Here is a 12798-nt window from a genome sequence, read left to right on the forward strand (position 1 = left end):
ATGACACAAACAGGTAACCGTACAATGCCCGAGCTGCTGGCTCCTGCTGGCAGTCTCGAGGCATTTCGTGCTGCTTTAGCAGCAGGTGCTGATGCCATTTATTGTGGCTTGGGTAATGACTTTAATGCGCGCCGAGGAGCTGCAAACTTTGATGACGCGGCCTTTGCGGCGGCTTGTGATGAAGCGCACATAGCGGGTGTACACGTTTATGTAACTATTAACATTGTTATTCAGTCGTCCGAGATGGCAGCAGCATTGGCACTTGTGTATCGTGCCTATACCTTGGGAGCGGACGCTTTTATCATCCAAGACTGGGGCTTATTGGCAGAGGTTCGCAGGCGGTGGCCACAGATAGAATGCCATATTTCCACGCAGGCAAACGTACATGACGCTCGCGCTACGCTCTGGTGTAATCAATTAGGTGCCCATCGTGTAACACTTTCTCGCGAGCTTTCTTTACCAGAAATCAAAACTATTTCTGATACCGGTGTAGAGACGGAAGTCTTTGGTCATGGCGCGCTGTGTTACTGCTATTCTGGCGTCTGTATGATGTCTTCCATGTCTGGTGGCCGGTCGGCCAATCGTGGCATGTGTGCACAGCCGTGTCGTCTACTCTATGACCTTATTGACGAGAAGGGCAACGTACTTGAAGCTCAGGGACGTACACGTCCGCTATGCCCTAAGGATGCCTTTTCGTTATATGATCTTGACGCTTTAGCAGAAGCTGGCGCAGGTTCTCTTAAAGTAGAGGGACGCATGAAAGCGCCCGACTATGTCTATTCTGTTATTTCTGCATATCGTGCACAGATGGACGATGTTGCTGCAGGTCGCACGGTGCCTCAGGCGGATGCGCAACAGCGTATGCGTCTGTTATTGCGCTCGTTTAATCGCAACTTTACCAATGCCTATTTGCATGGCACCGCTGGTGACGAGATGATGAGCTACGAGCGCTCTAACAATCGCGGTCAGTTGGTTGGCAGCGTTATTTCTTCTTGCAAGTTGTCTGATGTCGTAAAGACTTCGCGCGGCACCAACGGCGGAAGGGAGCGCAAGCGTATAACTACACGTGCGCAAATAGTAGTGCAGTTAGATGAACCGGTAGGCAAGGGCGACTTGTTGGAGTTTCGCCCTCACCATAACCCTTCGCAGTTCCTTACGGCCCATGTTGTAGCAGATGCTGTAGCTGGCGAGAAGATCAAATGCATCGCTTCTCGTCCTATGCCAGCGGGTTGTCCTGTACGCGTCATTAGAAGTCAAGCTGCTTTGGATTGTGCCTCACGCATAGCTTCCATGGATATAGTGCGCAAACGTTTAGTAAACGTGCAGGTAATATGTCGTATTGGCAAGCCCTTTACCATTACCATGACCACGCTTGATGGCGTGGCAACAGCCTGTGTAGAAGGCTTTGTGGTTGAAGCTGCACGTACGCGTGCGGTATCGGCAGATGAGGTAAGAGAGCATGTAGGCCGCATGGGTACCACACCCTTTGCTGTTCAGGACCTTACTGTTTGTATGGATGAAGGCTGCGGCATGGGTTTCTCGGCTGTACATAAAGTACGTGCTCAAACAGCAGAGCTCTTGATTCAAAGCATTCTTGAGCCTTGGCATGCGCGCAAGAAAAAGCTTGTAGCTGCTCCTACTACAGAGCAGCTGGAGTTGGGATATGTAACGCGCACGGCAAAGAGCACTGCTTCAACGGTACACAATCCTCAGCTTTGTGTGCTTGCCACAACGCCTGAGGTTGCGCGTGCAGCACGTGCGTTTGGCGAGGTACGGGTGTACGTTTCTGGGGATGAGCATATGGCGGCAGATTTTCCTCAGCAGTGCATTCCTGTATTAGATGAAATCTGCCGTGAGATTGATCATGCGCGTATTGATTCTTTTATACATGCGGGCACTACCGTTGCTGTAGGTAACGTAAGCGAGTTGGTGCACGCTCAGCAGCAGGGGGCTGTGGCAGAAATTCGTTCGTGCATTCCTGTTCATAACCGTGCGTGTGTGCAGACTCTCGAAGCTGCAGGAGCACAGGGTTTTTGGCTTTCTCCTGAGCTTACGCTCACTCAAATTGCTCAAGTAGCATCTGCAGCAACAACACCTATGGGTTTTGTAGTGTATGGTCGTCCCCGCGTTATGACGGCGCAACACTGTGTGCTTATGGCTGCTAACACGTGCATTCATGATTGTGCACGTTGTGCTTTACGTCGTCGCAAGTTAGCGATTCGCAATAATCAAGGTGCTGTCATGCCTGTTCATACGGATCTGCAAGCTCGTTCACGCATATATGCCGCACAACCTATCGATGCAATTCCACAAGTGGCAGAGTTGCTCGCTGCTGGGGTTTCTCGCTTAGCTATTGATGCTACGCTTTTATCGGCAGAAGAATGCGTTCATGAACTTAAGCGGCTTGTGCAAGCCATTAAGGCGGCGCAGGGGAAAGGCAAGGCTCCTTTGCGTGAACAAGGGGCAAGTTCGGGCCATTTATTTATTGGCATTGAATGATTTTGCAAAAGCATCGCGCGGTTGGGTAAAATGCCACTGTTCTCATTAAGAAGCAACCTAAGAAGTAACCGTGCCCTGGCACGTGGAGAGGAATCATTATGGATCAGGAAACTCAAGCTACTCAGACTACGCAACCTGCTGCTTCTGACCAGAAGGTTAAGGTGGATGAGATTTTGCTTAAGGAAACCCTTGAGGTTATTCGTCCAAGTTTGGTAGCAGACGGTGGAGATATGGAATATATTGGCGTGGATGACGACGGTGTAGTTACCTTGCGTCTTACTGGTGCTTGCGCAGGCTGCCCCATGAGCTCTTTGACGCTTTCTATGGGTATTGAGCGCATCTTGCGTGAGCATGTACCTGGCGTAACGCGCGTCCAAGCCGAGATGTAATGTAAGTTTGTGAGCTTGCGCTATGTGGCTTAACGAGATATATCATCATTTGGATCCCGTAGCTTTTTCTTTGGGTCCCCTTTCCATTCGGTGGTACGGCATTGCCTACCTGATGGGGTTTATATGCGCTGGTATAGTAATGTGGAAAACTGCTAAGCGTTGGCAACTTGATCTTGTCTTGGATGATTTAATTTCGCTCATTATAGGCATTGCCTTTGGCGTTATCCTTGGTGGTCGTCTTGGCTATGTACTGTTTTATGGTGCAGGCTATTACCTAGCTCATCCACTTTCTATTTTTATGTTTAGCGAAGGTGGCATGAGTTTCCACGGTGGTTTGGTGGGTGCGCTTATTGGCGGCTCCCTTGCATGCAAGTTTATGCATCTGTCCATTCGTACCATGGCTGACCTTGCTGTTATTGGAGCGCCACTCGGGTTGTTTTTTGGTCGCTGCGCCAACTTCATTAATGGTGAGTTATGGGGCAAGCCAACCAATCTGCCATGGGGTGTTATTTTTACACCGGGCGATGTGGCGCGCCATCCATCTCAGCTTTACGAAGGTCTTCTCGAGGGTCTTGTTTTGTTTATTGTGCTGTTTGCACTTTCTTATCGAGGGAGCTCTTTTGGTAGGTCACAGGTTGGTGCATCTACCAGCTCTTCCACTTCATCTACCGAGAAGCCCCGCAGTCATACAATTCAGACCAATCAGGTGGTCAAGCCCTATCCGCAAGGTACGTTCTTAGGTGTGTTTTTGCTTCTGTATGGTGTGTTTAGGTTCCTCATTGAGTTTGTGCGCTTGCCTGATGAGCAACTGGGGTACCTCTTGGGAACTACCTGGCTTACTATGGGTATGGTGCTGAGCCTTCCGCTTATAGGCATGGGAATAGTTGAACTTGTGTTGGCTCATAAGCGGCAAATATCCCAAATTGGATATTTATAAACTTATACGTACAATTAGTAATGTTCGGTATATAAATTAAAAAATATACTTAATAAAAAACAGTGTATTTTTAAATCGTGTTAAAATCTAATCACTGTTCAAAGGAACGTGGATGCATGAGTCATGGCGTGCGTGACATATACGTGGGTTGCCAAAAGTTGCTTTGCATACTTTTGCTTACCTTGCTGTCATGTACGCTTGTGCCTATACAAGCTTTTGCAGCTCATGTAGGATTTTATGGTACGGCTGGTTTAGCACGGCTTCCTCTGGTAAGTCAACTGGATACAAAAGATGCCGTGCAGTATAACGGTATTGGGCATGAAGTAAGTGCCAATACACCAACATCTCTTGCAACAGTAGCTTGGATGACCCAGGTGGCTCGCGATGACGTTGCTTTAAGTGAGCCGCTGTTTATTAATGGGCATGTTGTTATTGTTGCAGGTTCTACGCTTAAAATTATAGATGCCAGCTCTAAAGAGGGAAGTGTTGTTGCTTCTTTGGAACTTGATGGTAGCGTTGACTATCAGGCGCGCCCCCTATTTGTAAACAACACGTATTACGTTGCTATTCAAAGTGGTCGTATTCAAGCAGTAGATTTATCTGATATGCACCAGCCTCGTAAACGCTGGACCTCAGCTGATTCTTTTGCTGCGGGTGCTCAAACGGTTACAAGCTTGCGCCTTATTAACCTTGAGGGCGAGAAGCTCATTTCGTTTGGCACTGCTAGGTTTGACGGTAACTGGCAGGTCATCGGTGGAGAAATGGCTGCAGTACATGCAGAAACAGGTGCTATAGCCTGGGAATCTTTTCATGGCAGCCCCGTTGGTTATTATCGCAGTGATGCACCTCAGTTTGGTAAATATATAGTACGAGGAGATAGCTCAGGTACTATTTCTGTATGTAATCCTCAAACAGGTAGGGTAGCAGGCGATATTATTAACATTGGCGCTGCTATTAACAGTGATTTCACGCCTCTTAGTGCAACAGAGGCCGTCTATACCTCGTATGATGGCAGACTGCATAAACTAACTATCGAGCAAAATGGAAGACTGACTGATTTATCCACTAGACTGTTTTCTCAATCTATTTCTACACCAGTCATTGTGGGTAATCGAGCAGTTGTTACTGGCGTTGGGTCTTCTCAGGCTACTCAGCTTGCTGTTGTAGACCTCAACACTATGCGGGTGCAAAAGCTTGTTTCAAGCACTGCTGAAGGTCCGCTTCCCAAGGGTGGGTCTAAGGCTCCAGCACTTGTTGTTAAGCAAGGTAATGAGGTGTATGCATATTTTACGGCTCATACACCCACAGAGTTTGATCCTCTAACAAGAACGTATGCAGCAGGCGGCAATGTGTATGTATACAAGTTGGGTGACGATGTTGCCAGCTTGGTATATGCTCCTACCAAAACTAATGCACACTTTAGCTTTTCTCCAGTTATTAATGACCCTGAGGGCAACTTGTATTACCTTAACAATTCCGGCTATTTGGTAAAGCTTAATGCTGCTCAGACGCCACCTATTACGCCGGACCCGGTGCCTGACCCTACGCCAGATCCCACACCAGACCCAACACCTGACCCTACGCCGAATCCTACACCGAATCCGACTCCGGACCCGACGCCCCCAAATCCCATTACACCCAATCCCACGCATCCGCAAACAACAGATGCTGTTCCCAATACAGTTGCTGATACGTCCAAGCAGCAACCAACTATTCCTAGCATCTTGGGCAATTCTGAGCCAGTAACCGTCCATCCTCTGATTCAGAAGCTGCAAGAAAATAACGATGCTTCTACTCAGGATACGTCTGCAAGAGAAAGCCAGTCAGATAGCACGGAAGCTACGGGAAATGCAAATGAGGGCACACAAATCTTATTTGTCCCCGTAAGCGAGTTTCCCATAGCTTCTGTGGTTGGCTTTGGAGCTGCAGGTGTGGTAGCACTTGCGCTCGCAGCATGGCTTATGTTTATCAAACCCTAAGATTAGTTCTGAGCAACAGTAAAATCTAAGAACGGTTCCTCGTCAGCTTCTTCAAGATCTGCAAAATCAATGTTTGGGTCATCAAACTCGGTTTGGAAATCCTCATCGGTGTCATTAACAAAGGCATACGCTACGCCAGCCGCCTCATCAGCACCAGGCAATGCAGAAGAAATGGACGAGAGACCTTCATTGGTAATGGCAATCTTTTGCCAATTAAGCATGACGGGCTCGTCGCATTCTCCGGTGAGCTCTACTAAAGAGTCAAGGTAGATATAGTCTGCACCAGATAAAAGATCACCCTCTTCATGGAGGGTAATAAGTTGAGTTGCAAACTTATCCAAGGCCTCATCTACATCATCCGCTACAACCATGCAGGGAATGAGACAATAATTCTCTTCATCCTCGGTAGTATCGTTATAACTAAAGTTGCCTACGTAAATCATGGTATCTCCTTGGTTAGTAGGTACTGTTTTATATATTATCCGCGCAAACAGCTGTAGCGGCTAGTTTTACTTCTCTTCTTCAGAGGTAATTTCGCTCGGCGTTTTGGGCTTTGGGGTAAACGGTTGAGCCGTTTTACCTTTTTCGCCGGATATGGCCATATGATGGGGCATAGCCAAATATTCCGTGGACGAGAAACGCCTGCCCATGCGCCTTTCGCGCAAGCGCTCTTCCATAAAACGACGGCGCTGTACGCGCACAGCGGCTTGGTGTTCTTGTATAACAGCTGCTGCTTCACGGGGGTGCTCGATAACTTCCTGAATTGCCTCGATAGGCTTGGCGGCCAGTAGGGTTGAAGTTGCAGAGGTAATGAGTGGGATAACTAATACCGTAAGTGCACCAGCGGCAACTAATACGGAAGCCATGCTTTCTGTCATAGCGTTTGAAGAAACGGCGGACTCAGTGAGTGCAACAATAAGCGGTAGTGCCATAGTGCAATACAGTGACGCCGAGAGCTTTTCTCCAAGAGAAAGGGTACGTGTTTCTGGAAAGAGAGAAAGTGAAATGCCCATAACCAGACCGCGTACTACAAGCAGCAAGAACATGTATAAGAACAGCAGGTGAGGGTTGCTCATGATGGCGGCAGGATTAATAGTAATGCCAGAAATCACAAAGAAGACGGGGACAAAAAAGCCGTTGCCAATAGTTTGAATGCGCGTAGTAATGGAATGATCTTTTGGCACAATGCCTCGCAAAATAAAACCAGCGGCAAAAGCGCCCAACACTGCATCAAGCTTAAAGAACTGAGAGAGGAGCAGCAGGCTTACCATGAGCAACACAATGGCACGAACAGTGGGCTGGGAAGCAGCTTCGGAGTTTTCATGCAAGAAGCGAGACAGTGCACTACCCACGCGGCGTGCACGGTCTGCTCGAGCAGTAATGACAACACATATGAGCATGAAGAGAATGAGCACCACAATGTTAATGAGCATGCTGCGCCCAGGAGTAAGTGTAAGCGTCATCAACACAACTGGTAACAGCTCGCCCATAGCACCATAAGATTCTATAACCTCACCGACATGGGTGCCAGTAATGCCACGTTCATTAATGATGGGTACTAAGGTGCCATATGCCGTGGTAGTAAGGGCTATGGCAAAAGCTATGGTACCTGTGGTAGAAAGACCAAGGTTAAGCAACGGAATAATGACGAGCGCAATAGCAAGGGATACTGCCCAAGAAAGGGCTGCGTGGCGTCCCCGTTTACCAATAAGCTCACGTGGGTTTAGCTCATAGCCAGCCATAAGGAATAAAAAGCCTAGCCCTAAGCGTGATAGCAAAGAAATAGCACTGGTATTTTGGATAAGATGCAGACCATACGGTCCAAACAAGGTTCCAAAAAAGACAAAGAAAACAACTTCAGGGATTGGCCTGCCAGGAATAAGGCTTGCAACAAATGAAGAAGCAAGCACTCCTGCCAAAATAAAAAAGAGTGTAAGTAGGTTAACTGCCATAAAACGACTGCTTTCAACCTTCTGCATAGGGTGTACTTAGTTTAGTGCATGTGGGAAGTTTGGGTAGGCATGCACGTAGAGAATGTAGGTTATTCGCACATAATTAACTGCACTTCTCGTAAGCGGCCAACAAGAGTAATATGTACAAGGTTAGTGAGTTTCTTGTTAGTGAGTTTTATCCTATGGCGGGCAGGCATTTGCTCCGTATATAGGCAGATTAGGTTGATTGTAAGGAGACATGCATGTCCGGACATTCTAAGTGGGCTACCACAAAGCACAAGAAGGCTGCGATTGACGCTAAGCGCTCTTCGCTCTTCTCTAAGCTTTCTCGTAACATTACCGTTGCAGCTAAGCTCGGTGGCGATCCCAACCCGGATAACAATGCAACACTTGCTGCAGCAGTAGCACGTGCACGCATGGTTTCCATGCCAAACGCTAAGATTAAGGCAGCTATAGATAAGGCCTTTGGTTCTGGTGCAGATGCTGCCGTATATGAGAACATCTCATATGAGGGATATGGTCCTGCAGGCGTTGCGGTATACGTAGAGTGCCTTACGGACAATCGTAACCGTACTGCTGCAGATGTTCGCTCTTCTTTTAGTCACTCGGGCGGCAACCTGGGTACCACTGGTTCTGTTGCTTTCCAATTTGAGCGTAAAGGTTCTATTGCTGTCGATAAGATTATTGTGAGCGAGGATAAGAAGATTCCCAACAAAGAAAATGCTGTGGATGAGGACGAGTTCATGATGGCAGTTGCTGAGGCTGAGGGAGATGATTACGAGGACGCTGGCGAGCAGTGGATTGTATACACCGCTTATGACAAGATGCAAGATGTTCAGAAATCTCTTGAAGCTCAGGGTATTGAGGTAAAGGGCTGTGAGCTTACCATGGTTCCCACCACGCCAACTGATGTTTCTGTATCTGATGCAAAGAAGGTTCAGCGCTTGATTGACCGTCTTGAAGAGCTCGATGACGTGCAAAACGTCTATAGCACTATGAATGTAACGGACGAGATTGCCGAGGCTTTGGCTGAGGACGAATAAGACTTACAGGTATGGTTTGCACGCCTCGGCCGTGGGTTGGCAACAGCCCCTTGACCGAGGCGTTTTTGTATATCGCGCATATATTATTTGCAGCGCTTCGTAATGTCCGAGCCAAAGGGTATCCTTTAGATATAAAAATGCGAAGGGAGCGTTAATGAGCAGATTTAAAAGATTTTGTCTCTTTATATACTCACTAGCTGGTCTTTTGCTGTTTGCAGTTACTGCACTTACCCTTACAAGTCCGTGGGAAGAGCACATGAGTGCCTTGTTACTCATTCCTGAGTATACCTATGTCTTGGCTGTGCTCGCGGCGCTTACGGTACTGGGCTTACTGGCAACCTTTATTACTGCATGCACTGGTCGTGTACCTACCGTGGTGGTTGTAGCTCAGACTGATGAAGGTGACATTACGGTTTCTCGTGAGGCTATAGCTTCCCAAGCCGCTCATGTGGTAGCTGCAGCAGGGGATGCTCAGGCACGTGATGTATACGTAAACATTGGCCGCAACAATAAGGTGGACGTGTTTGTAAAGGTTGTTCCCTTTGCCTCCATGGATGTGGTTGTACGCGGTCCCGAGTTGATGGAGCAACTTACCACCAACCTCGCATTGCTGTGTGGTGAGCATGTAGGAAGCGTACACATTAGTTATTTGGATGCTCGCCAAGCTACGGTTCTTGTCGAGAAAGACAACAAGAAAGACGGCGCATCTGCCGCAGCTAATCTTGATGGTTTTGATGACAATCTGGACAATCATAACGCAGACAAAACGTCTCAGGCTCGTTCCAGCTACGATGAAATACTGTATATCCCAACGTCTGCAAGTAGCACTTCTGGCAGCACGTCGGACAACGCTTCTGGCAGTATGTCAGACGGCACAGCAAACAGCGCGGCAGACGCTTTAGATGCCACACAAACTACTTCCCCTACAACGACTGAGGAGGGCAACTAATGGCAACACAACATGATGACTCACAGTCGCATAAGGCTCCCAATCCACAGGTGGATACCAGCACTTCTGCTCAAAGCACTCAGAGTGCCCACAGCGCTTCGGATGATTTTACTATGGAAGATGCAAAACAAACGGCAAAAAAAGCTGCTCATAAGGCAACTACGTGGCTAGATAAGACGTTTCCTGGGAAGAGCAATGCCATCTTGTTTGCTTTTTGCGGCTTATTGGCTGCCATTGCTTTTATTGCAATAGGCTTTTGGCGCTCACTTTTGCTTATCATTTTTGTAGTAGCAGGATATGCATTTGGCCAGAGCTTAGACGGCAAGCCTACTATTATTAACTTTGTAAAAAGAACGCTTAAAGATCTCTTTTCTTCTCGCAATCATCGCTAGAAAGGCAGCAGATTTATGACTAGCACTCAAAATAAGGATGAGCGTATCGCCACGTCTACAGCTCCTGCTACCTCTGAGGCAGAGGTAAGCTATGAAACAACAGTAGACACTTCTGATACCGCCCTAGAAAACGCAACGGATGTAGAGCCCTTTGATGAGGATTTGGATAGTGAGGATTCTCTTACGTTCTCCAATGGCGTTATCGAGAAAATCGTGGCGCTTGCCGTGCGTGATGTGGACGGCGTTTTGGGCATGCGCGGCGGTTGGGTTAACCGTGTGTACGAGACCTTTGGTGCTGTGAGTCCTACGCGTGGTGTTACGGTAGAGGTTACGCCAGATAATGCGGTACGCGTAAACATTGCGGTGCTCATCGAATATGGTGTGTATGCTCCTCAGGTGTTTGAGGATGTAAAGAAGGTTGTTGTTAAGCAAATAACTGGTATGACAGGCCTTGAAGTTGCAGGTGTTAACCTACGCATCGAAGATGTGCTTACCGCAGATGAGTTTGAAGCGGGTAAGCGTGAAGATGCCGCAAAGGTCGCAGCTGATGCTCGCGATTCTGACGAGAACCCCAAGGACGAGCGGTAAACAAAGCTATAACGAAGGTTGTACTGCATGAATATTCGTACCAAAGCTGCTGTTGCGGCAGGTAGGTTTGTATCGTGGGGCTTGCGCAACGTAGCTCATCGAAATGCTTCTCAGTTGCCTGGGAGAGTGGCGTTAAGCTTAGCTCCGCAGGTTATTGCAGGCTTGTCTACCAAGCTTACTGAAGGGTCAATCGTCGTATGTGGCACTAATGGTAAGACCACAACCAATAACGTTGTGGCATCTGCAATAGAGGCTACTGGTAAACGTGTGCTGTGCAATCGTGCGGGCGCCAATATGGCGGCTGGTGTTGCTGCAGCGTTGCTGCCAAAAGCTACTGCTAACTGGGCGGTGCTTGAGGCAGATGAGCTTTCTACGGTGCATATCTTGCCGCAGTTACAGCCTGCATATTTAGTGCTTCTTAACCTGTTTCGTGATCAATTAGACCGTGCAGGAGAGATTGATCATATTCAAGATGTACTGGTACAAGCCCTTATTTCTTCTCCTCAAACCACACTTATTGCTTGTGGAGATGATCCGTTGAGTATGGGCGTTGCTTTGCGTGCCCAACAAAAGGGGGTACGTGTTCTTGCCTTTGGTATTGGAGAAGACCTTCATATACCACAGGACCGCGTACCTGAAGCAAAGTTTTGCCAGGTCTGTGGTGAGGAGCTGCAGTATTCCTATCGTAGTTATGCGCAGCTGGGTAATTTTGCGTGCCCTCAAGGGGATTTTGCCCGTCCGCAACTTGATTTTGTGGCAACTAACGTTCATGCAGATCGCGACGGTATTTGTTTTACGGTTACTACGCCTTTGGGTGATTCGCATGATATACATGCTCGTTTTGGTGGTGTTTACATGGTGTACAACCTGCTTGCTGCCTTTGCGGCAGCAAGTTTTGCAGGGGTAGATGCACCAACCTTCCAAAAGACATTGGATGCCTATCATCCGCAAAATGGTCGTCTACAGCACTTTATGGTTGACGGCAGGGAAGTTACGCTTAACTTAGCCAAAAATCCCACAGGCTTTAATCAAAATCTTTCTCTTTTAGCAGCAGATGAGCGCAACAAGCATGTCTTCATTGCCATCAATGATAATTTTAATGATGGCAAGGATATTTCTTGGATATGGGATGTGGATTTTGAGCGTCTTGCTCAAGCACATTGCAGCACTATTTACTGTAGCGGCACTCGTGCCCATGATGTGCAAGTGCGCCTTAAATATGCAGGTATTCAAGCTTATTTAGCAACTAACGTACAAGATTTTATGCATGGCATTGCTACGGCCAGCTCGCAGCAACCTGCCTACGTACTTACTAATTATTCCGCATTGTGGCCCGCAAAAGCCGAGCTTGAAAGTATGGGGGAGCGCATATGAGTTCAAAAACAGTAGTTGTTGCGCATCTATTCCCCGAGTTGCTTAACCTATATGGGGACTCTGGCAACATGCTCTGTCTTAAAAAGCGTATGGAATGGCGTGGTATTGAGGTAGAACTGCGCGAGGTGCATCCTGGGGATACTCCCTCTTTTATCGATGTAGACATTGCTTTTATTGGCGGTGGCTCGGACCGTGAGCAAAAAATTGTTTGCGATAAGTTGCTCGCCGTTGGTAGTGAGTTGCACGCATTTGTGGAAGATGGCGGCGTGCTTATGGCGGTGTGCGGCGGATATCAACTTTTGGGTCATAGCTATCTTATGGGGGACGAGAAGGTCCAGGGTTTGTCTCTTGTTGATTTATACACAGACCATGGTGATCCACGCCTGATTGGCAACATTGTGGTGGAAAGTCCTCTTTGCGACCATAAGGTTGTGGGATATGAGAACCATGCTGGTCGCACTCATTTAGGGGCAAACGTTACTCCTTTTGGCAAAGTTTTGTACGGTCATGGTAATGATGGAATCACCGGATATGAAGGCGTATTGTATAAAAACGTTATTGGTACGTATATTCATGGTCCTTTGTTACCAAAGAATCCTGGTATTGCAGACTATGCAATTTCGCATGCTTTGGAACGTGCAACAGGAATGAGTTATCTAGAACCTTTGGATGATACTGCCGAGCTTTTGGCTAACA

Annotated in this window: 12 protein-coding genes; 10 read left to right on the forward strand and 2 right to left on the reverse strand. The window is 47.7% G+C overall.

The window, feature by feature from the left end:
* The 4 genes from SPD80_RS06455 to SPD80_RS06470 all read left to right on the forward strand — a co-directional run bounded on the left by SPD80_RS06455 (window position 1) and on the right by SPD80_RS06470 (window position 5804).
* Window positions 1–2499 (forward strand): U32 family peptidase, encoded by a 2499-nt coding sequence (locus tag SPD80_RS06455; protein WP_320829021.1) that lies wholly within the window; start codon window positions 1–3, stop codon window positions 2497–2499.
* A 98-nt stretch (window positions 2500–2597) separates the two neighbouring features.
* The gene (locus tag SPD80_RS06460) at window positions 2598–2888 is read left to right on the forward strand and encodes a NifU family protein (protein WP_320605304.1); all 291 of its coding nucleotides are present in this window, start codon (window positions 2598–2600) and stop codon (window positions 2886–2888) included.
* A 22-nt stretch (window positions 2889–2910) separates the two neighbouring features.
* On the forward strand, window positions 2911–3825 hold the full coding sequence (lgt, locus tag SPD80_RS06465) for a prolipoprotein diacylglyceryl transferase (protein WP_320829023.1): 915 nt from the start codon (window positions 2911–2913) through the stop codon (window positions 3823–3825).
* 116 nt (window positions 3826–3941) lie between these two features.
* Window positions 3942–5804 carry a PQQ-binding-like beta-propeller repeat protein gene (locus SPD80_RS06470; protein WP_320829024.1) on the forward strand — a complete coding sequence of 621 codons (1863 nt, stop codon included), beginning with the start codon at window positions 3942–3944 and terminating at the stop codon, window positions 5802–5804.
* A gap of 2 nt (window positions 5805–5806) precedes the next feature.
* Here SPD80_RS06470 and SPD80_RS06475 read toward each other — a convergent pair whose 3' ends face one another.
* Window positions 5807–6247, reverse strand: a complete 441-nt coding sequence (locus tag SPD80_RS06475) for a hypothetical protein (protein WP_320605310.1) — start codon at window positions 6245–6247, stop codon at window positions 5807–5809.
* A 66-nt stretch (window positions 6248–6313) separates the two neighbouring features.
* Window positions 6314–7756 carry a cation:proton antiporter gene (locus SPD80_RS06480; protein WP_320605312.1) on the reverse strand — a complete coding sequence of 481 codons (1443 nt, stop codon included), beginning with the start codon at window positions 7754–7756 and terminating at the stop codon, window positions 6314–6316.
* 242 nt (window positions 7757–7998) lie between these two features.
* Between SPD80_RS06480 and SPD80_RS06485 the strand changes: the two genes are divergently transcribed.
* The 6 genes from SPD80_RS06485 to SPD80_RS06510 form a co-directional block, all read left to right on the forward strand.
* Entirely contained in the window at window positions 7999–8799 is an 801-nt protein-coding gene (locus tag SPD80_RS06485) for a YebC/PmpR family DNA-binding transcriptional regulator (RefSeq protein ID WP_320605313.1), read from the forward strand.
* Between the two features lie 154 nt (window positions 8800–8953).
* A complete protein-coding gene (gene amaP, locus SPD80_RS06490) occupies window positions 8954–9748 on the forward strand; it encodes an alkaline shock response membrane anchor protein AmaP (RefSeq protein ID WP_320829025.1) in 795 nt (264 codons plus the stop codon).
* A complete protein-coding gene (locus SPD80_RS06495) occupies window positions 9748–10140 on the forward strand; it encodes a DUF2273 domain-containing protein (protein WP_320605315.1) in 393 nt (130 codons plus the stop codon). The genes amaP and SPD80_RS06495 overlap by 1 nt, the downstream gene beginning before the upstream one ends.
* Window positions 10141–10155: 15 nt before the next feature.
* On the forward strand, window positions 10156–10728 hold the full coding sequence (locus tag SPD80_RS06500) for an Asp23/Gls24 family envelope stress response protein (protein ID WP_320829027.1): 573 nt from the start codon (window positions 10156–10158) through the stop codon (window positions 10726–10728).
* Between the two features lie 27 nt (window positions 10729–10755).
* Window positions 10756–12102: a MurT ligase domain-containing protein gene (locus SPD80_RS06505; RefSeq protein WP_320829029.1), complete on the forward strand. Its 1347-nt coding sequence runs from the start codon at window positions 10756–10758 to the stop codon at window positions 12100–12102.
* On the forward strand, window positions 12099–12798 hold a 700-nt coding region (locus SPD80_RS06510), incomplete at its 3' end, for a glutamine amidotransferase (protein ID WP_320829031.1). The genes SPD80_RS06505 and SPD80_RS06510, both read left to right, overlap by 4 nt.

Origin of the sequence: Atopobium sp. (assembly GCF_034113385.1) — a bacterium.
Classification (GTDB): domain Bacteria; phylum Actinomycetota; class Coriobacteriia; order Coriobacteriales; family Atopobiaceae; genus Atopobium.